21 protein-coding genes, 5 tRNA genes and 1 pseudogene are annotated in these 18,715 nt (G+C 40.7%); 4 read left to right on the top strand and 23 right to left on the bottom strand.

The genetic code is table 11. The features are described from left to right. The first annotated feature begins 44 nt into the window (after positions 1-44). On the top strand, positions 45-1,289 hold the full coding sequence (locus AC4CU2_RS10865) for an NADH:flavin oxidoreductase/NADH oxidase family protein (RefSeq protein WP_490768826.1): 1,245 nt from the start codon (positions 45-47) through the stop codon (positions 1,287-1,289). An 8-nt stretch (positions 1,290-1,297) separates the two neighbouring features. Here the strand turns inward: AC4CU2_RS10865 and AC4CU2_RS10860 are convergent, their stop codons facing one another. Next, entirely contained in the window at positions 1,298-1,606 is a 309-nt protein-coding gene (locus AC4CU2_RS10860; protein ID WP_490768825.1) for a glutathione binding-like protein, read from the bottom strand. A gap of 45 nt (positions 1,607-1,651) precedes the next feature. Next, positions 1,652-1,963, bottom strand: a complete 312-nt coding sequence (locus AC4CU2_RS10855) for a glutathione S-transferase N-terminal domain-containing protein (RefSeq protein WP_490768824.1) — start codon at positions 1,961-1,963, stop codon at positions 1,652-1,654. Positions 1,964-2,024: 61 nt separating this feature from the next. Between AC4CU2_RS10855 and AC4CU2_RS10850 the strand changes: the two genes are divergently transcribed. Beyond that, positions 2,025-2,633 carry a YiiX family permuted papain-like enzyme gene (locus AC4CU2_RS10850; protein WP_490768823.1) on the top strand — a complete coding sequence of 203 codons (609 nt, stop codon included), beginning with the start codon at positions 2,025-2,027 and terminating at the stop codon, positions 2,631-2,633. Between the two features lie 177 nt (positions 2,634-2,810). Here the strand turns inward: AC4CU2_RS10850 and AC4CU2_RS10845 are convergent, their stop codons facing one another. After that, positions 2,811-3,638, bottom strand: coding sequence for a tyrosine-type recombinase/integrase (locus tag AC4CU2_RS10845; RefSeq protein WP_205666883.1), 828 nt, complete (start codon positions 3,636-3,638; stop codon positions 2,811-2,813). A gap of 172 nt (positions 3,639-3,810) precedes the next feature. Between AC4CU2_RS10845 and AC4CU2_RS10840 the strand changes: the two genes are divergently transcribed. Next, the gene (locus AC4CU2_RS10840) at positions 3,811-4,089 is read left to right on the top strand and encodes a hypothetical protein (protein ID WP_490768822.1); all 279 of its coding nucleotides are present in this window, start codon (positions 3,811-3,813) and stop codon (positions 4,087-4,089) included. Between the two features lie 182 nt (positions 4,090-4,271). Here AC4CU2_RS10840 and AC4CU2_RS10835 read toward each other — a convergent pair whose 3' ends face one another. The 20 genes and pseudogenes from AC4CU2_RS10835 to pyrC form a co-directional block, all read right to left on the bottom strand. Continuing rightward, complete coding sequence (locus AC4CU2_RS10835) at positions 4,272-5,510, bottom strand: zonular occludens toxin domain-containing protein (protein WP_490768821.1); 1,239 nt, start codon at positions 5,508-5,510, stop codon at positions 4,272-4,274. A 74-nt stretch (positions 5,511-5,584) separates the two neighbouring features. After that, positions 5,585-5,860, bottom strand: coding sequence for a DUF2523 family protein (locus AC4CU2_RS10830; RefSeq protein ID WP_490768820.1), 276 nt, complete (start codon positions 5,858-5,860; stop codon positions 5,585-5,587). Next, the gene (locus AC4CU2_RS10825; RefSeq protein ID WP_490768819.1) at positions 5,853-7,388 is read right to left on the bottom strand and encodes a virulence factor TspB C-terminal domain-related protein; all 1,536 of its coding nucleotides are present in this window, start codon (positions 7,386-7,388) and stop codon (positions 5,853-5,855) included. Before AC4CU2_RS10825 ends, AC4CU2_RS10830 begins: the two co-directional genes overlap by 8 nt. A 115-nt stretch (positions 7,389-7,503) precedes the next feature. After that, complete coding sequence (locus tag AC4CU2_RS10820; protein ID WP_348922779.1) at positions 7,504-7,752, bottom strand: hypothetical protein; 249 nt, start codon at positions 7,750-7,752, stop codon at positions 7,504-7,506. Positions 7,753-7,764: 12 nt separating this feature from the next. Next, a complete protein-coding gene (locus AC4CU2_RS10815) occupies positions 7,765-7,962 on the bottom strand; it encodes a hypothetical protein (RefSeq protein WP_438331026.1) in 198 nt (65 codons plus the stop codon). 97 nt (positions 7,963-8,059) lie between these two features. Then, positions 8,060-8,350, bottom strand: coding sequence for a hypothetical protein (locus AC4CU2_RS10810; RefSeq protein WP_490768818.1), 291 nt, complete (start codon positions 8,348-8,350; stop codon positions 8,060-8,062). Positions 8,351-8,388: 38 nt separating this feature from the next. Further along, positions 8,389-9,561 (bottom strand): replication initiation factor domain-containing protein, encoded by a 1,173-nt coding sequence (locus AC4CU2_RS10805; protein ID WP_335998548.1) that lies wholly within the window; start codon positions 9,559-9,561, stop codon positions 8,389-8,391. Further along, positions 9,551-9,784, bottom strand: coding sequence for a hypothetical protein (locus tag AC4CU2_RS10800; protein WP_317455391.1), 234 nt, complete (start codon positions 9,782-9,784; stop codon positions 9,551-9,553). Before AC4CU2_RS10800 ends, AC4CU2_RS10805 begins: the two co-directional genes overlap by 11 nt. A gap of 12 nt (positions 9,785-9,796) precedes the next feature. Then, the gene (locus tag AC4CU2_RS10795; protein ID WP_205666873.1) at positions 9,797-10,114 is read right to left on the bottom strand and encodes a hypothetical protein; all 318 of its coding nucleotides are present in this window, start codon (positions 10,112-10,114) and stop codon (positions 9,797-9,799) included. 354 nt (positions 10,115-10,468) lie between these two features. Then, positions 10,469-10,544, bottom strand: a tRNA-Glu gene (locus tag AC4CU2_RS10790). A gap of 47 nt (positions 10,545-10,591) precedes the next feature. Continuing rightward, positions 10,592-10,667 (bottom strand) — tRNA-Glu (locus tag AC4CU2_RS10785). Between the two features lie 24 nt (positions 10,668-10,691). Continuing rightward, a tRNA-Glu gene (locus tag AC4CU2_RS10780) sits at positions 10,692-10,767 on the bottom strand. A 132-nt stretch (positions 10,768-10,899) separates the two neighbouring features. Further along, positions 10,900-11,804: pseudogene (locus tag AC4CU2_RS10775) on the bottom strand (alpha/beta fold hydrolase). A 79-nt stretch (positions 11,805-11,883) separates the two neighbouring features. After that, positions 11,884-13,296, bottom strand: a complete 1,413-nt coding sequence (locus tag AC4CU2_RS10770; RefSeq protein ID WP_058869294.1) for an amino acid permease — start codon at positions 13,294-13,296, stop codon at positions 11,884-11,886. Between the two features lie 109 nt (positions 13,297-13,405). Further along, positions 13,406-13,481, bottom strand: a tRNA-Glu gene (locus AC4CU2_RS10765). A 176-nt stretch (positions 13,482-13,657) separates the two neighbouring features. Next, on the bottom strand, positions 13,658-15,088 hold the full coding sequence (locus AC4CU2_RS10760; RefSeq protein WP_078388884.1) for an amino acid permease: 1,431 nt from the start codon (positions 15,086-15,088) through the stop codon (positions 13,658-13,660). Between the two features lie 125 nt (positions 15,089-15,213). Then, complete coding sequence (locus AC4CU2_RS10755; protein ID WP_171263853.1) at positions 15,214-15,375, bottom strand: hypothetical protein; 162 nt, start codon at positions 15,373-15,375, stop codon at positions 15,214-15,216. A 125-nt stretch (positions 15,376-15,500) separates the two neighbouring features. Continuing rightward, positions 15,501-15,576 (bottom strand) — tRNA-Glu (locus AC4CU2_RS10750). Between the two features lie 20 nt (positions 15,577-15,596). Further along, a complete protein-coding gene (rnt, locus tag AC4CU2_RS10745; RefSeq protein WP_005399764.1) occupies positions 15,597-16,256 on the bottom strand; it encodes a ribonuclease T in 660 nt (219 codons plus the stop codon). After that, positions 16,241-17,275, bottom strand: coding sequence for a dihydroorotase (pyrC, locus tag AC4CU2_RS10740; protein WP_062034500.1), 1,035 nt, complete (start codon positions 17,273-17,275; stop codon positions 16,241-16,243). The genes rnt and pyrC overlap by 16 nt, the downstream gene beginning before the upstream one ends. Positions 17,276-17,426: 151 nt before the next feature. Here pyrC and AC4CU2_RS10735 point away from each other — a divergent pair, with 151 nt between their 5' ends. Continuing rightward, a complete protein-coding gene (locus tag AC4CU2_RS10735) occupies positions 17,427-18,689 on the top strand; it encodes a GGDEF domain-containing protein (protein ID WP_348960009.1) in 1,263 nt (420 codons plus the stop codon). Positions 18,690-18,715 lie beyond the last annotated feature (26 nt).

The raw sequence follows: 18,715 nt of genomic DNA, 5'->3' as shown, positions 1-18,715 counted from the left end.
CACATAGAGTAAAAACACTAAAAAATATTAAAGGATGTATTTTCATGAGCCAGCTTGCAAGCGCAATCGACGTAGGGCAGGTCCATTTTAAAAATAAGATGATTAAAGGGGCGATGAGTGAAGCACTCGCCAATCATGCAGGCCAGCCGAATCATTTGCACTTAGGCTTGTATGAGGCTTGGGCAAAAGGTGGCCTAGGCTGTGCCATTACAGGCAATGTGATGGTGGACTTCCGAGCTAAAAATGAACCAGGCGTGGTGGTGATTGAAACCGAACGTGACTTAGAACCACTAAAACAATGGGCTGCGATTGGTAAAAAACATGGCATGGTGCAATTGGTGCAGTTGTCACATCCAGGCCGTCAGTGTCCTAAGGGTTTAAATAGGGAAACGGTTGCACCTTCAGCAGTACCGTTTAGCCCTGCTTTAGCAATGAGTTTTGGAACTCCGCGAGCGCTTCGTGAAGATGAAATCCTTGATATTATCCAGCGCTTTGCAACTTCAGCTGCAGTTTGTGAGAAAGCAGGCTTTGAAGGCGTGCAATTACATGGTGCACATGGTTATCTCATCAGTCAGTTTTTATCGCCATTGACAAATAAACGCCAAGATCAATGGGGTGGCTCTGCTGAAAATCGCATGCGTTTTTTATTGGAAATTTATAAAGCGGTACGTGCGGCAACGTCAGAGCAGTTTATTATTTCGGTCAAACTCAACTCGGCAGACTTCCAGCGTGGCGGAATCTCGGAAGAAGATGTCATTGCGACATTTAAAGCTATTGATGTGGCTGGGATCGATTTGATTGAAATTTCAGGGGGCAGCTATGAAGCGCCTGCGATGGCAGGGGTGAAGCAAGAAAAACGTAAAGCGTCGACCATTGCACGTGAGGCTTACTTTTTAGAGTTTGCTGAAAAAATTCGTGAACAAGTCCAGTGTAAGCTGATGGTGACAGGCGGTTTTCGTACTGCTGCGGGTATGAACGCAGCCTTAGCGAGTGGCGCGTGTGACTTTATTGGGATGGCGCGTCCATTTGCGGTAGAACCCGACGTGACCAATCGTTTAATTGCAGGGCAAGATGTACGTTATGCAGTCGATAAGATCAAAACAGGCATTTCGATGATTGATAAAATGGCGATTATGGAAGTGATCTGGTATGCCGCACAATTTAAGGATATCGCAGAAGGTAAACAACCAAATCCGAAACTGTCACCGCTCAAAGTGTTTTTTAATTATTTAAAAGGCAATGTGAAGGCGGTGATTAAAGGGCAAGTCAACTCTAGAAAGTCAGCTTAAGCATAGCCTCACTGTATGATAGACCAATAGTGTTCAAAATATGAAGCAGACCATTGCCCACGTGCCATTGCAGCATTGAAGGCAGGTCTGCTTTGTATTTGGGTAAAATAGTGTTGAATGGCCTGATACTGAGCAAACTGCGGTGTGGCATAACTGGCTGCATAGAGTGGAAACCACATCAAGATATCGGCATAACTAAACACATCACCTGCAAAGTATGCATGCGTGTTTAAGTGGGTATCAATTTCTTTAAGTTGTCGATGTAGCTCAGGGTTTAAATAAGCACGATTGAACGCGCTTTGAAAGGCCAAACTCACAAAACGTACAAGCAAAGGTGTTTGTTGTTTAATGTGTTGGAAAACTTATTTCAATGCCAAATTGGGCATGAGACTGGCATCGCTATAATGGCTATAAAAACAGAAGTTCCAATATTGTGTATGCTTATGAGGAATAATCAACTTCTGGCACAGTTGGCATAGGTATTCTACGATTGCGCTGCTTTCCGTAAGTCGTATCGTCTGAGTATCATGTGGAATGTCGAGCGTTGGAAATTTCAGATTCGTTTGTCTAGCTTGTGTTGCATCATACAGCTTGAGTTCATAAGATAGCTCAAGTTCCTCAAGTAGCCAAAGAATACGTTGTGAACGCGAGTTTTGAAGATGATGTAAGATCATAAATATTTTTAGTTTTAAGTGATTGATCGTATCTATAAAAGAAGAATAAAGGAAATCTAGGATGAAAAATAGAAATGTTGCGATTTTAAGTGCTGTTTTACTGTTGGTAAGTCCTCACCTGCTATGGGCGAATATGTCCTATCAAACGGGCGATATTATTTTTCATGTTTCGAAGTCTCAGCAAAGTTTAGGGATACAAAAAGCGACCAAGTCCCGTTATAGCCATATGGGTTTAATTGTTAATAGAAATAGAAAATCATGGGTTTTAGAGGCGGTTCAGCCTGTGAAATATACTGCACTTCAGCAGTGGATTGATCGCGGAGTTGAACGGCATTATGTGGTGAAGCGCTTTAAAACGAATTTGACTGTTCAGCAAAAGCAGCACTTGATCAAGAACGCAGAACAATACTTAGGCCAGCCTTATGATCTTTATTTTGAGTGGGACAATCGTGCTTTATATTGCTCAGAAATAGTCTGGAAGGCCTATCATGATGCTTTAGGCATTGAGTTGGCGCCGTTATCCAAACTGAAACAATTTAATTTAAGTTCGCCTGAAGTCAAGCAACTCATGCAACAGCGATATGGGAAAAACATTCCCTTGAATGAAACTGTGATTGCGCCACAGGCTATTTTTGCCTCGACCGCTTTAATTGAAGTTGATCGTAAATAGACAAGCAATAAAAAAGCCCAAATCATAATGCTTGGGCTTTTTTATGAGATGACTTTAGGAAAAATCAATCTCAAATATGGCGTCCCTACGGGGATTCGAACCCCGGTTACCGCCGTGAAAGGGCGATGTCCGAGCTGTCATATTTCATGGCAACATTTATTGTAAAGTTTTGTAATTTTATTGTAAAACAGGTAGGCGTTTCAAAACATCATGTAAATGTTCAGGAGCTAAATGCGCATAACGTTGTGTAATGCGAATATCAGAATGACCCAGTAAAGTCGAAACGTGATAGAGGGGAACACCATTTTTAACCAAGAAACTGGCAAAAGTGTGGCGTAAATCATGAATCCGAACGTGTCCTAAATCGGCTCTTTTAACAGCATTTTCAAAACCCCTCCGAAAACTTCTTATATTTTTGCCTGTAGTGTGATTGTAAAAAACATAATGTTTATGATTTTTTAATCTCAGAAATGCAGCGACACAAACATTATTAATTGGTTTATAGACCGTCTTTTTATTCTTAGACAATGCATTTCTAATCACAATATAGCGGTCATCCAAATTCACATTATTCCAAGTCAAAGTGGTCAATTCAGAAGATCTACAACCCGTATTTAAAGCCAACGTAATAAAGTCATAGAGCATTGTATTGTGAAAATCTAATGTTGAAGACAATAAGCGTCGACACTCAATAGAGCTTAAAAATCTTGGAACATAATCATTTTCAAACAATCTAAATCTATTAAATGGATTCTTAAAATTGGCAGTATGGTTGTAGGTTAGGTAGTAATTAAATGCAGCACGCATCAAATTTATTTCGCGATTTATTGTTGAGTTCTTCACTCCCTCCAGCGATCTATGTGTGCAATAGTCAGTAATCACATCAATTGTGATTTGATCATGAAAATAAAACCACTCTAAATATTTAATCTTGTCATGGTACTTATGCTTTGAATTATAAAGACCATTTTTAATATAAAAATGCAAAATTTCTTGTACATCCATAATTCACCCACAATTATTTTTTAAGTGAATTATCACTATATACGATCAGTTCGCACCCTACGGGATGCTCTGTATATCCCGTTTGAAATCAAACGGGAGCTTGTAATCAAGGAAAGGAAGGTTATAAAATCGAGACCTCGAATCACTCGTAGACACTCGTTCTGAGATAGCAATGTTTGAAAACCTAATAAATAAAAACAGATACGTATCAAACACAAATTTACTGTACAAGATTGCCAAGGATGCATTGCTTGAAAAGCATGTGATTAAGCGAGGAAATCAAATATTGGTTTATGAAATCAGTAGTTTGAAGAAAAAAGGGCGATTCATCAAAAGCCTAGAAATCAACAAATTCCCAATCACACTGAAATCCAAAAAAGCAATTAAGTACGCAAAAGTTCCTGATCGCTCAGAGATTATCAGAGACTTTAATATAAACAAGAAACGCTAAAAATGAACCTCATTTAAAGCAAGTAAATAATCCATTTGCATAAAATGCATAGGAATATCCGAGGTAAATACCCATTACAAATATAAAGAATATAAAAACGAAAACTGCATCTGTAGGCCACGGATAACGGCTCTTTAATCGCATTCTCCATAAATATTCTCTTACATGAGCATCATGTTTTCTCATAGTGAATTAGCCCCTGTAATATCTCTTGGAACTGGTGTACCTAATGGGATTTGTTCTGCTTTAATTTCTGCATCTACCTTGGGAACTTGTTTCTCAACTTCCTGAATATCAGGTTTACGAGATTCCTTATTATCTGTTTGAGTAGGTACTGGAGCATTAGAATTCACCTTGTTTGGGTCGCGTGTGTAATCAAATAAGCGCTCACCGTTGAGCCATCGCTTACAGTCTGATTGAGATATTTGAGGCATGATGTTGCCCTGTTGATCAATTCCACGATAACGTCCTTGTAGATCGCGAGCACAACCTGTCAAACGTGGATAGTCTTTCACTTCAATAAATGCTTGGGGCTGAAATGCATAAGGGTCATTCGAATTGTATGAAACCCTAGTCGCTTGAGCTGATGTAGTAGCAGTCGCATTGGAATAATTATTGAACCATTCAACACATTCAGGACGTTCTACATTGACACCTTTACGACAATCTTGATTAAGATCAGTCATAGGCGGTAGGTCTTTGGCTGTTTGTTCAGGAATTTTATCTTTCATGGTTTCCTGTTCCGTTGCTTCTTTTTCAGTAATACCAGTCGATTCCATGCCACCATTTTTCACATATAGCCACCCAGTAACACCAAGAATGAGTAGAAGCATCCAAATCGCATTGATGATCTTCATAGGAATTTTAATTTTCCCGTGCGAATCCGTACCACCATTGGAACTTTTATACATATCAAAAAGATGCTTTGGATATGTAAATGTTCCAGAATCTTCGGCATCTGCTTTTGTTGATTTGGTGTTCGGATTTAACTGGTGATACTTCCAAAGCCACCATGTTGCCATTTTCATGCCCATTGGACGATGTAAATGTATATGCGTGCCAACCATGTCTAAAACGTCAGGATTCAGCAAACGCGGTGCTTGTGTGATGTAAATAATGTCTAGAAATTCTGCATGTCGGTGTGTCTGTAAAAACTCAACTTCAGGATGCATCTCGTTTTTATTAGGATGTCTGTATTTTTTTGAGAAATGCGTAATCTTCTGAGCTTCATCAATTACAACTAATGAACGTGGAGGATAGTCATTGAATGATTCTTTTAATGGTTGAGCTGTATCAAGCTTTAAACCATCGATGTTAGAGAAAATATTCCAAGGTTCAGCTTCATTGACACGTGCAAATATTTCTTTAACTGCCCACAATGTTTTGCCTGAGCCTGGCGTCGCTGTAATCAAGTAAATCATTTTTAAAATCCTCTTTGCAGTCGTCGTTGTCGTCCTCCTTACGTCGTCCTCCGCCTCCTTCTGCAATCGTCTTTTTATGTCTTTTGGAAACTCATTGAAGTTGACGAAATCATGGCTCTAGCAATCATTGCTGAGATGACAATCGAAATACATTGATCTAATCCGCTTACACCGACCAGTGAAGCCAAATCACCAACAACAAAGAAGTCAGAAATAAAGCGATCAATCAAAAAATTAATAACAGTCAAAATAACCGTGCCTGAAATCAAAGAAATGCCAGCACCTTTGATCAATTTGCTAAGAAAACCCTCTGCAAAGCTGTCTAGTAAACCTTTAATTAAATTACCCAATTCGTGCAGCTCCTATAACAATGTAAGCAGCATACAAATAGGAACAAGCAACCAATGCAGGTCGAGCAAATTCCAAGACAGTACAAATCGGGGTTAAATCAAATGAGAAATCAACAGAGATACCACTCAAGCTAATTGTGTGTGTTTCAGCAACTGGACAAGATTTAGAAACATTAAAACGGTCTTTTGAAAAGATTGATGTATCAAATTCTTCAGGTTCTTCTACATCAACTTCATTATCAGGGTTCTCAGAATCAGGATTTTCTTTTGTCCAATCAAACCATTCTGTGATCTTTTGCCATAATGATTTTTCTTCTGCCTTATGTTCTGTATCACGGTTCATCCATGTACATAGAGTTGCAGCATATTCACAGAATGCAGGTAATTCGGAAGTTTCTGGATTTGGTTTTGTTTGTGTCGATGTTTCAGTTTTTGTTGATGTTGAGCCGTCAGGCATGGTCGTTGTTTCAGTAACAGTTGTTGTAACTTCGCCCGTATCGGGATCGGTTTTAGTTTCTGTACGTGTTGTAGTCGTTGATCCATCAGGGTTGGTAGTTGTACTGGTTTTTGTACCATCAGGATTTTGGGTTGCGTCCGTCTGAGTAGAGTCTGAAATAGAAGTTGTATATGGGTTTTGGAGATTGGCATCTCGGTGTTCCATATAGTTGTCCATCATCTCATCGGTGATTTCATTTGGACCGAATGATGGATCTGAACCCTCTGGGGATTTTGGCAAGGCATTACCTTGTGAATCTTTTGGTGAATAAATATATGTAGTTACTGGATCAGTGATTGAATGCGTATTATTTTTAAACCAATTATAAAATGCATCTTCCATTTCACCATCAGAAACAACAACATTTGAAGGTTTTGGAGCAGATGGATTATAACTTGGATTAGTAACTTGAGTAATTTTAGTAGTATTGTTAGGTACAGATCCAGTACCTACAATTGTTTGGCAAATATCACCAGAAACACCGACATATTGAACATTTCCATTAGTATTAATTGACTGAAACCATTTATAACAAACACTATTTTTAGTAGGTGCTTTAAAAGTATTACCAATTGAAAAATAATAAGGTAAAGAGGGATCATTATATGGATGATCGTCTAAATTTGGTTTTTTAGTTACTTTTCCACCCTCATCAATGACCCATCCAACACCATCCAAGATAAGCTGCATTGCAGCAGCAGCACCGACAGCAACAGCACCACCTTTTAAGAGGTTTTTTGCATGTTTAGCGGTATTTCGCTTGAAAGAATCATCATTGGCAGGGATTGAAACTTTCGTGTTAATCGTTGCATTTGAACCATCTACAGTGACACGTTGAGTAATGTCAGCGTTAATCATGCCGTTAGCAGCTTTAACATTTCCGACACCAATGCCGTTACGAGTACGCATACCCATATCAGCAATAGTCATTTGACGTGGTGATGCATTCCATTGTTCAGCAGCACCCGCAAAAGCATAAATCGGTGAATAAGCGATTATTAAGGACAATAAAAACGTGATGATTTTTTTCATTTTTATTTCCTGAATAATAGATAGAAACAAACGGACATGAGAATGAAGTAATAGAAACCAATAGACATATGACCTCCGAAATAAAATGGGGAGCGAACTCCCCAAGTTATTAGGATTAAGTACGGTTAAACGCTTGCTTAACGTATCCCCAAACCTGAATTGTTGCGTTCGGTACAATTTTGGCAGCACCAACAAGTGCAATTACACCTACAGCACCCGCTAAAACAGTGATACCAGCAGAAGCATCAACACCTTCAGCAGCGAAAGCAGTTGAACCAACAGCAGCAGCACCAGCAGCTAAAGCTAAGCGTTGAACATTGGTTTTGATTTTTGAAACCTGAGTTTCGTTTTGTTTATTTGGCATAGGATTCTCCTTTTATTTGCCGTTAAATACGTCGTTAATGACGTTGTAAACCCATACTGTTGCAAGACAAACGAGCGTTTGACTCAGTAGCATGTCCGCTTCAGCAGGAGTCATATTCAACAAGTTGAAGGAACTTTCAGCTTGTTGAATCCATGAGACACAAGTCTGCAAACCATTGATGATTTCGACGCTTTCACAGACGTATGCCATTTCTTAAAATCCTTAAATTAGTCGTAAACACCGAGTAAAAACAAAACGATGAACAACATGAACGCAACCACACAAGCTTCAAAAGGCTTCATTTTGCTTATTTAGGCTGAGACTTATTTACTGGAAGCACGTCATGAACAATGGTCATTTGTTTATTACCATTTGTCACAAGCTCCATTTGAATTTCACATTCAAGTGGGAAAGACAAATCCTGAATCTTTTTACAGTTATCAGAAGTGCCCCATTTGTATTCGACAGTTGCAGAACCAAAGCCCGAATCGCCAAATTCAGTCATGACATAAATTTTTGTGAAGTTATGAAGCACACCATCAACTGAATTGTTGTAAGCCTTAGCACCAGTAACGACAGCATTCGTTTTAAATTTCATTTTTGTACTTCCTAAATAGCCTAAGCAAAATCCCTAACCTATGCAGGCAACGCAGTAGGTGGGAGCGATTGAACAAAATCTACGGTTAGCGGTTTTAGTCGTTTTGGAAACTCGTCCTTTGCAGGCATTAAGATGTCCAAGACTTTTGAATCATCCCCGTAGAATTTGCGAAAAGCGTTTAAATACTTGCCAAATTGATGGCGTGTAATTTCGATAGCCTTGTCCCAAACGATTTCGGCTTTTTTTTCTAAAAGCTCAAATTTGATGGCTTTTTCTTGATCATCAAAAATATGAAAACATGGGTAAGACGCTAAGAAGTGTTCAGATGCATTTAACAGAGCATCAAGAGGGATGTAGTAAGAGCGAGACTTAAACTCGACTTCAACACGTGTCCAAAGACTATTTGGATCACCTAGTTGTTTTCCTTTTTCGTAGACACGGCAGAATTTTGAACTTGTTCTTTTTCCCACATAAGCGGTACGACCATTACCGTCAGGGCGCTTCCAGCAGCCGTCAGTGCGAAAGGCAGGAGGTCTTCCCCCACAAGTAAATCCCCCAAGAGTATCTTGTTGATCAGCCCAATCAGGCGAGACAAGAACTCCATGAAGATCATCAAAAGCGTAATCAATACGAGTAATCTTCGGGCGATGAGCGTAAAGCGATAGCCAAGCATGTAGGTCTTCTTCCCAACCATATTTCCCATGAGTACATCCCATACCTGAGATTGAGAGCATAATTGTGTTGTTTTGCCCGCCAATGCAGATAAAACCGCAATCATTTTCTAGTTGGTAGGTTTCTTCATAATAATTAATCCCCTTGACCATCTTTTTTTCTATGCCGAAGCCGAAAATATCTTTAATGACGTTTTCCAAGGCATATACGCAGTATTCATCGGGCTTTTCTGCATGCTTAGATGCTACTGAGTTCATAAAGGTATCTTTATGCATGGTCAGATTTAACCAATCGATAACTGCTACTTCACCATGAGCAGGACGACGAATCATCACAGGCTTTGGGCCATCATCGGTGATTACAGTAACGGTCTCTTGCAATGGGTAATCTTTGTAAGCTTTTTGGAGCTGCGATAGGGCATCTTGTTGGCACTTTTCCCCCGTGTTACTACGGGGGGAAATTTTCTCAAAAAGAGGTCCCCACACTGGTAATGTGGATAAAGGGTTAAGTGCTTGATTATTCATATAATTAGTTTTCATAGCCATAACCCCCATTAAATTCGATACATTCTTGATTGTGTTTATCAAGGTCGTCAGATAAGGCAGAAACAACCGCAGACGGTGTACCTTGATCGTTTAAATAATTTTCAATATAAAAAAGGACTGAAACAGTGTCAGAACATGGGTTGCCATCTTGAATAGAGGAAACACCGTCTAAATGTATTTGTCTGGCAATAAGCTCAAATGCTTCTAATTCAGTCATTTTTTATACTCTTTAGATTTGTTCTGGGATTTCTAATAAACGAGAGTTATATGCAAAGCTGTATTGCAGTAACTTCATATTTAATTCGTTAAAGTCGAAAATATTAATTAAGCCAATGGCTCTTAATGCTTCTACCTGACCAGTAATACGCAACTGGTGCATATTCATAATGTCGGGTGAGCCATTAAAGCGATCTAAATGTGCAAGCTGATCTAATACGAATTGTTTTGCGCCTGCTTCATTGCAGCGATATTCAATTTCAATTCGGCATTCAGGAGTTTCCCCCTGATGCTTTGGATATGTTCTTGTATATACACCAGTGCTAGTCATTCGATGCCCCTTGTGTTTTTTTTGTATTAACTTCCCAAATATGGGAAGTTGTGGTTAAAAAAAACTTCTATAATCTGGGAAAGAATGTACTTCCAAATTTTGGGAATAACAAGAGGTGTAAAAATGATTAAAGAACTTATCGAGCGTTGCAAAGAACGTTTAGGAACGTATGAAAAACTATCTTGGGCGTTAGAAGTTACACCTTCTAATATTTCTGATTGGAAAGCAAAACGTAAAAAACCCAACGTCATTCAAGTCATGCAAATGGCTGAAATCGTTGGGTTTGATAAGTACCAAACACTCTGCTTAGTCATGGAAGAAATCGACACGAAGAATGCAGAGCTTTGGAAAAAATGGCGTCCCTACGGGGATTCGAACCCCGGTTACCGCCGTGAAAGGGCGATGTCCTAGGCCTCTAGACGATAGGGACAGTACAGAAGTGATGTTTTAAAACCGATTACTTTTGATCTTAAGTAATGGCGTCCCTACGGGGATTCGAACCCCGGTTACCGCCGTGAAAGGGCGATGTCCTAGGCCTCTAGACGATAGGGACTTAATAAAACTTTACTTCTGAAATTGGCGTCCCTACGGGGATTCGAACCCCGGTTACCGCCGTGAAAGGGCGATGTCCTAGGCCTCTAGACGATAGGGACGTTTCAGAGGTGGGCGTATATTAGGGCGAAAATAGAGGGGTGTCAAACGCTTTTCTCTAAATAATTCCAGTTTTAAGTGTTGAGTGCGTAAATTTAAAACAATCTAGATAAAATGATTAAAAATCATATGATTTAAGCCGATTTTTTAAGCAAACTTAGCAAGTTGTTGATGAACTCGGGATGGTGTAAATAGCCTTCGATCAGATGAGGATGAGCAATATCAGTGGTGATTTTCTTGTTGATAATCGCGGGAGTAAAAGCAAACGGTTTTTGGTTCAGTGGAAAAGCACTTAGAAAATCAGCATCTGAATAAAAATTGATCCAATCGCCATATAAAGCAGCGGGCCGTTGAATGGGTTGCTGCAAATGACACTGAATAACGCGAAAGGCAAGTGGTGAACCGAGGGTAATCAGTGTTTGAATCTTAAGTTCAGGGTGTTGAATTAAATAATTATAGGCAATCACGCTGCCTAGAGAGTGGGCAATCACAATATTGGGTTTCGTACCGTGTAAGTGCTCATGCAGACGCGTATGCACTGTGTGGATGAAGTGTGGATTGGATAAATATAGATACGCTTCCATCAAAAAACGATGAATAAAGCTGCTATGCAACTCCGGAAAGTGGTTGATTAAACTGGCTAAGTCACGTAAGGCCAGATCTTTGCCGAGGAGGCTGATGTATTTAATTTTATTATTGAATGAGAGTTCATCTGAAATGGTGAGCTGAGGGTTTTTAGAAATTTCAGCTTGATGTTCGATATTGGGTGCGGCGGTGTGCGTCAGGAATAGGATTACAAAAAGGAAAAAGGAGACCAATGCTGTGGCATGAGGGTGCTGGCGTTGAGGGTGTTTTCTAAATGCTGCCGTGTTAGAAGTTCTCCATAAAAGGCCAGCCGACTGTGCCGCTGAAGATAAGTTAGGTCATATGCGTAGCCAAGTTCGCTCAGTACCTGTTGTAAGATCACAAGCCAATGTTGAAGCAGGGTACGCGCAGTCTTATGCTGCTGATTCATCCCATGAATCCATACAATATTCATCGTGCATGCACCGATGATGTACTCGATAAAAACAGTATAAAAAAAGAGCGACCGAAGTCGCTCTTTTTAACAGTAAGGATTAAGATTTCTTGTGATAAAAGGTGTAATAACTCGCATAACATACGGCAATAAACAGTAAACAACCAAAGAAGCTAATACGCATACTTGGATCAAACACCATACTAACGCAGGTGATAAAGCAGAAGATAAAGCCAAGGATTGGCAAAATAGGAAACAGGGGTGCTGCAAAACCTAATTCTTCTTTTTTACGTCCTTGTTTATACCATTGGCGACGGAAGTTAAATTGGCTTAAGCAAATACTCATCCAAACTACGACCATGGTAAACGCTGCTATACCCAGTAAATTGGTAAAAATAGCTTCAGGTGCAAACTGTTCAGACAGTAAACCCGGCATACCCCCGATCATAGTCACGATGACTGCCACATAAGGGACACCACGTGCATTGATTTTTGAGAAGACTGCTGGCAACTGTTTTTGGTAAGACAACGACCACATCATACGCGAAGCGGCAAATAGTCCCGAGTTCGCAGCAGATAGCAACGCAGTGATAATCACAAAACGAATGATATCTTCAGCATAAGGAATGCCAATGTGTTGGAATACGGTTACAAATGGACTACTACTCACGCCTTCAGCCGCTAAACCTGCCTCTTGATGCGGAAGGAGTGAAGTCACGACCAAAATGGTACCCACAAAGAAAATCAATAAACGGAAAATCGCGGTATTGATGGCTTTGGGTACGTTCTTAGCAGGATCTTTGGTTTCACCCGCAGCAACACCAATAAGCTCTGTACCAGAAAATGCAAAGTTCACGATCAACATGGTGGTAAAGATAGGGAACAAGCCTTCTGGGAACCAACCCTGAGCCGTTAAGTTGCTAAATAAAGGCGCAGCTTCATAGCCTCTGTAGCCAATCACGCCAAAAATAGCGAGTAGACCCAATAAAATAAAAATAACAACGGTGATAACTTTGACTAAAGCCAACCAAAACTCAGATTCAGCGAACCATTTGGTCGAGATCATATTTAAACTAAATACAAAAGCACCAAAAATTAGAGTCCACATCCACATTGAACTATCTGGAAACCACTCCTGCATGAGAAGTGCAGCAGCTGTAAACTCGGTGCCTAGCGTGACGGACCACGTCAGCCAGTACAGCCATGTGATGGTATAACCTGTACCTGGTCCGATATAGCGTTTGGCATAGGCGCCAAATGAGCCAGACTCAGGCATATGAACAGCAAGTTCCCCTAAACACAGCATGACCATATATGCAATGATCCCGCCGAGGAAATAAGAAATAATGGCACCTACAGGCCCCGTTTGTGCAATGACTTCACCCGACCCTAAAAATAGGCCAGTCCCGATTGCGCCGCCAAGCGAAATCATAACCAGATGTCGAGTACTCATAGCGCGTTTTAAAGGCGCAGAATTGCCCTGATGCGAAGCATCATTCGGAGATGAGTGCATAAGCGTTAATAAGTTCAGGAATGAAGCGGGCTATTGTAGTGAAAAACTGCAAATCTGCAATGAAATAATAGTAATTATGAATAAGTGTTGATCGGATAAGATCAAGATATGGCGTCCCTACGGGGATTCGAACCCCGGTTACCGCCGTGAAAGGGCGATGTCCTAGGCCTCTAGACGATAGGGACGTTGCGAGGTGATGCGTATATTAAGGATTAAAGGCCTATTTGTCAAAAGGGTTTTTGCTCTGTGATGGTTGAAAGTTCAAACATTAGGCAAAACAAGTAATTAAATTGAATGAATTTTTTATTGTTACAAAAGTGAGCTCAAAAAATAAGCTTGAGCTCACTTTTGGTTAGAATGCTTAGTTTTTATTGTGATAGAGCCAATAATAACTGGCATAGCAAGCCGCCATAAAGAGCAAGCAACCAATAAAACCTGAAAGCATTTCAGGGTCAGCCGCCATACTTAAGCCAGTTGCTGTACAGCAGATAAAGCCTAGGATCGGAACCAACGGATACCAAGGGGTACGGAATTTCAGCTCCGATAAAGCATGGCCTTGCTTTAACCATTGGCGACGGAAGTTAAACTGACTCCAGCAAATACTCATCCAAACAATCACCATGGTAAATGCTGCGACACCCATCAAGTTCTTAAAAATGACATCTGCACCAAACTGCTCTGAGAGTAAGCCCGGCAAGCCACCAATCATGGTGACCCAAATGGCAATATAAGGCACGCCAGATTTACTTACTTTAGCAAAAAGCTTGGGGAGTTGGTTTTGTGAGGACAGGGCCCACATCATACGTGATGCAGCATATAAGCCTGAGTTCGCGGTTGATAATAATGCCGTGATAATCACAAAACGGATAAAGTCTTCAGCATAAGGAATGCCCATTTGGGTGAATACAGTCACAAATGGACTGCTGCTTAAGCCGCCATGCCCGCCCACTTGCAAACCTGTGTTGGTGTAGCTAAGCAGGGAACTGATGACAATGATAGTACCAACAAAGAAAATAATGAGGCGCCAAACCGCGGCATGAATGGCTTTGGGCACATTTTTTTCTGGGTTTTCAGTTTCACCTGCGGCAATACCAATCATTTCTGTGCCATTAAAAGCAAAGTTCACAATTAATAAGGTGGTAAACAACGGAATAAGACCATTTGGTAGCCAGCCTTGTGCAGTCAAATTGCTAAATAAGGGCGCAGATTCATAGCCCTGAAAAGGGATAACACCGAAAATACAGGCAAAGCCTAATAGAATGAAAATAAGTACAGTTGCGACTTTGATCATGGAGAGCCAAAACTCAGATTCTGCAAAAGCTCGGGTTGAACTGAGGTTTGAAATCAGTACGCCACTGGCAAAGATTAACGTCCATAACCAGATTGACGTTTGTGGGAACCATTCCTGTACCAAAATGGCTGCTGCGGTAAATTCGGTGCCGAGTGTTGCCGACCAGCCGAGCCAATACATCCACGACACCATATAACCTGTGCCAGGGCCAATATAACGTGTTGCAAAGGCACCAAATGAACCAGAAACAGGTAAATGTACTGCAAGCTCCCCGAGGCAAAGCATGACCATATATGCGATCAACCCGCCAATAATATAAGCCAGTACAGCACCGAGAGGGCCTGCCTGAGAGATCACTTCGCCTGAGCCCATGAACAGGCCTGTGCCAATGGCACCACCAAGCGATAACATGATCAGGTGGCGTGTGCTCATGGCACGTTTTAATGAGGTATTTTGCGGTGAATCAGTTGAGGATTGCGAAGGCGGCGTTGCAGATTGCATAGAAAATCAAACAATGGGCTTAAAGTTATATTCTAGTTTTTAATAAGATGAAAAATCACGTGAATTGAAATTTTCTGATGAACTATCGGTATCAATTTAAAAAACAAATGCTTAAAGACTATTTTTTAGTGGTCGGGTGTTGGATAAGAAGAGCTGTTTTCAGCACTTGAGTGGATTTCTTGTGCAACAGGGTCTTGTTTGGTGTTATTGGTCCCTTGTTGGACAAACCATAGATAAAAAATAGAAGGCGATAGAATCAATAAAAAGATTAAAAATTTCTTAAGCATAGCAATCAACCTTGAAAAATACGAAGCATCGTATAGCGAGCGTATGGTTAAAATTGAAATGAAATATCGGTGGTCAATCAGAACCGATTAAATGAAAAGTGATGTGTTCTAGAAATAGAATAAGATGGCGTCCCTACGGGGATTCGAACCCCGGTTACCGCCGTGAAAGGGCGATGTCCTAGGCCTCTAGACGATAGGGACGTTGCGAGGATGGCGGTATCTTATTGATCCGCCACCAGAGTGTCAAGTAGGTGTGGTGCGAGTTTGTTCAAAATATAACAGAACAGTTCAGCGGTCTTTTGAGTGTCGTATAAAGCCGAGTGGGCCTCTCTACCATCGAACTCAATCCCTGCTTGAATACATGACTTCGCAAGAACGGTTTGTCCAAACATCACAGCACTTAAGGTGACAGTGTCAAATACAGAAAAACTGTGAAATGGGTTTTGATTTTTAGTCCCTGTACGTGCAATCGCTGCTTGTACAAAGCCTAAATCAAAGTGGGCGTTATGACCGACCAAGACCGCATGTGTACAGTTCTGTTGGCGACGGACTTCATTGACGGCTTTAAAAATACGTTTTAATGCTGTTTTTTCGTCTTCAGCCATGGCCATGCGCATGGGATTAAAGGGATCAATACCAATAAAGTCCAGTGAGCGACGGTCTAGATTTGCACCTTCAAAGGGGTTGATATGCGCGTGATGTGCAGGACCCGGTACAAATTGACCTTCTTCATTGTAAATAATCGGAATTGCAGCAATTTCCAATAAGGCATCGGTCTGTGCATTAAAACCTGCTGTTTCGACATCGACAACAACAGGTAGAAAACCACGGAAACGCTGACCAATTATTGGCAATGTTTCATTTGTCACACTTTTCTCCATTGAATGGTTTTACCCGCATACAGCGGAATAATGTGTTCACCATCCAAATAGTCTAAACTTTCAGGGATGACTTGGTCTTCTTTTACGAGTGTAATTGTTGAAGTATTGCGCGGTAGACCGTAGAAGTCTGCACCAAAGTGGCTGGCAAAACCTTCAAGGCGTTCAAGTTTACCCACTTGATCGAATGCTTGAGCATAAAGTTCAATTGCCGTTGGTGCGCTGTAGCAGCCTGCACATCCACATGCATTTTCTTTGGCATTTTTAGAGTGTGGTGCACTGTCTGTGCCTAAGAAAAACTTAGGGTTGGCACTGGTTGCAACTTCGAGCAAAGTTTGCTGATGGGTTTGGCGTTTTAAAATGGGTAAGCAATAGAAGTGCGGTTTAATACCACCAACCAACATATCATTGCGGTTAAACAGTAAATGCTGCGGAGTAATGGTTGCAGCCACATTGCGGTCTTGTTCTAAAACAAAGTTGGCCGCTTCACTAGTCGTAATGTGTTCTAAAACCAATTTCAGTTTTGGAAATTGTTTCAGCAACGGAGAAAGAACTTCGTCTAAGAAGCGCTTTTCACGGTCAAAAATATCGACATGATTGTGTGTAACTTCACCATGCAACAGTAATGGAACCTGATGCTCTTCAAGTTGCTCAATGACAGCATAGACTTTACGAATGTCGCTTACACCATTATCTGAGTTGGTGGTCGCGCCAGCAGGGTAGAGTTTAATCGCATTTACAAACTCAGAGTTTTTAATTTTCTTGACTTCTTCAGGCGAAGTTGTGTCAGTAAAATACAACACCATGCGTGGGTCGAAGGCATTGCCTTCTGGTACATGCGCCATGATGCGTTCACGGTAAGCATTCGCTTCCTCAACCGTTTTAACAGGCGGTACGGTATTTGGCATACAAATAGCGCGTGAAAACTGTTGGGCTAAATCGGGAACCGTACGTTGTAATGCAAGACCATCACGAAGGTGAGCGTGCCAGTCATCTGGCTGGAGAATCGTAATCGTATTCAAGGCGATTTCTGTCAAAGAAATAAAACAGATGATAATGCATATACGGCAAAAATGGTAATGACAAATAAAGGCATCTTGTCTGATTATTATGATTTATCTTTGTAAATTTGTGTTATTTTTAAACAACTACAAGAATTAAATCTGGTCTGGTATGGAATATAAATACAACCTCGCCAAACTTCAGTACGATAAAGAAAAAATGGAAGAGCTGATTACACGACACAACCGTCGTATTGGTCAGGTTTTTCCTCAGAAATTAGAACAAGAGTTTTGGCGACTAAACTTAGAGCGCGCGCGTCGCAATATTAATGACTTTCTTTGGTCTGGTGTTTTGGCTTATTTTATTTTTGCCATTTTAACGATTCCAGGGGATTACTGGATTATTGAACAGTCTCATTTTAAACAAGATTTTATTCATTGCTTACTGGGATTGCTGAATGGTGCAGTTTGTCTTTTATTCCTTTATTTTTTTTCACATTTTACCAAGCTGAAGCCTTTTTTTGCCTATGCAGCCATGTTTTCTGTGTTTTGGGCTGTGGTCTCGACGACTTGGTTGACCATGTCGGTGCATACCGAAGCTTTACGTCATCAAGCAATGATGATTATCTGCATGATTTATGTCTTGGGGTATTTGCTAACTGGGGTAAAACCAGGATATGTTTTTATCACAGGCGTAGTAGCTGCTGGGGTTTCATTTTTAGTCCTGATTTCGACTCTGGTCAAGTTTGATGCGATCGTGATGGGGCGTGTGATGTTGGGTAGCTGTTTGCTGGGGTTTATCATCAGCCGTATGATCTATGCCCGCGAGCGCATCATTTTTCTCAATATTCGCCGCGCTAAAATTAGTGAAAAAATACATCGAATACACACCTCAGAATTGCTGCATTTAAGTCAGAATGATGAGCTGACGAAGATATCAAATCGGCGTAATTTTGACGAAATGATGGATACCTATTATGAGCAATCACGTCAGGATGAAACACCTTTATCCATTTTGTTTATTGATGTTGATTTCTTCAAAAAATATAACGACTGTTATGGTCACCAAAAGGGCGATGATGTGATTTCATCGATTGCAAAATCTATTAAAAATGCGATTCGGCATATGGATTTTGTGGCGCGTTATGGTGGCGAAGAATTCGTAGTTTTATTGCCAGAAACCGATGCACATGGCGCTTATGCAGTTGCTTCGAATATTTACCGAGCGATTGAGCGGTTGGAAATTCCGCATGAAATGTCTGAAGTATCGCCATTTGTCACCATTAGTTTAGGGATTACAGTCTTTAAAGGCGAGGTTGATTTGAGCAAAGTCGAGTTGCTGGGGATCGCAGATCAGGCTTTATACCGTGCCAAGCAATTGGGACGTAATCAGATTTATTATCAGCCTTTAACCACATCGACGTGTATAGAATGAATCGCTAAAATAAAGAAAACCGCTCT

It is taken from the genome of Acinetobacter sp. 797_lipA (assembly GCF_058243025.1).
This window is presented reverse-complemented; position numbering and strand designations above follow the sequence as displayed.

Bases quoted from the DNA above. Each gene is read 5' to 3' on its own strand.
- rnt (WP_005399764.1), bottom strand. From the start codon at position 16,256: ATGGAGAAAAGTGTGACAAATGAAACATTGCCAATAATTGGTCAGCGT.
- AC4CU2_RS10820 (WP_348922779.1), bottom strand. From the start codon at position 7,752: ATGCCAAATAAACAAAACGAAACTCAGGTTTCAAAAATCAAAACCAAT.
- AC4CU2_RS10770 (WP_058869294.1), bottom strand. From the start codon at position 13,296: ATGCACTCATCTCCGAATGATGCTTCGCATCAGGGCAATTCTGCGCCT.
- AC4CU2_RS10850 (WP_490768823.1), top strand. From the start codon at position 2,025: ATGAAAAATAGAAATGTTGCGATTTTAAGTGCTGTTTTACTGTTGGTA.
- AC4CU2_RS10795 (WP_205666873.1), bottom strand. From the start codon at position 10,114: ATGACTAGCACTGGTGTATATACAAGAACATATCCAAAGCATCAGGGG.
- AC4CU2_RS10825 (WP_490768819.1), bottom strand. From the start codon at position 7,388: ATGAAAAAAATCATCACGTTTTTATTGTCCTTAATAATCGCTTATTCA.
- AC4CU2_RS10760 (WP_078388884.1), bottom strand. From the start codon at position 15,088: ATGCAATCTGCAACGCCGCCTTCGCAATCCTCAACTGATTCACCGCAA.
- AC4CU2_RS10800 (WP_317455391.1), bottom strand. From the start codon at position 9,784: ATGACTGAATTAGAAGCATTTGAGCTTATTGCCAGACAAATACATTTA.
- AC4CU2_RS10835 (WP_490768821.1), bottom strand. From the start codon at position 5,510: ATGATTTACTTGATTACAGCGACGCCAGGCTCAGGCAAAACATTGTGG.
- AC4CU2_RS10845 (WP_205666883.1), bottom strand. From the start codon at position 3,638: ATGGATGTACAAGAAATTTTGCATTTTTATATTAAAAATGGTCTTTAT.
- AC4CU2_RS10805 (WP_335998548.1), bottom strand. From the start codon at position 9,561: ATGAAAACTAATTATATGAATAATCAAGCACTTAACCCTTTATCCACA.
- AC4CU2_RS10815 (WP_438331026.1), bottom strand. From the start codon at position 7,962: ATGGCATACGTCTGTGAAAGCGTCGAAATCATCAATGGTTTGCAGACT.
- AC4CU2_RS10840 (WP_490768822.1), top strand. From the start codon at position 3,811: ATGTTTGAAAACCTAATAAATAAAAACAGATACGTATCAAACACAAAT.
- AC4CU2_RS10755 (WP_171263853.1), bottom strand. From the start codon at position 15,375: ATGCTTAAGAAATTTTTAATCTTTTTATTGATTCTATCGCCTTCTATT.
- AC4CU2_RS10865 (WP_490768826.1), top strand. From the start codon at position 45: ATGAGCCAGCTTGCAAGCGCAATCGACGTAGGGCAGGTCCATTTTAAA.
- AC4CU2_RS10735 (WP_348960009.1), top strand. From the start codon at position 17,427: ATGGAATATAAATACAACCTCGCCAAACTTCAGTACGATAAAGAAAAA.
- AC4CU2_RS10810 (WP_490768818.1), bottom strand. From the start codon at position 8,350: ATGAAATTTAAAACGAATGCTGTCGTTACTGGTGCTAAGGCTTACAAC.
- AC4CU2_RS10855 (WP_490768824.1), bottom strand. From the start codon at position 1,963: ATGATCTTACATCATCTTCAAAACTCGCGTTCACAACGTATTCTTTGG.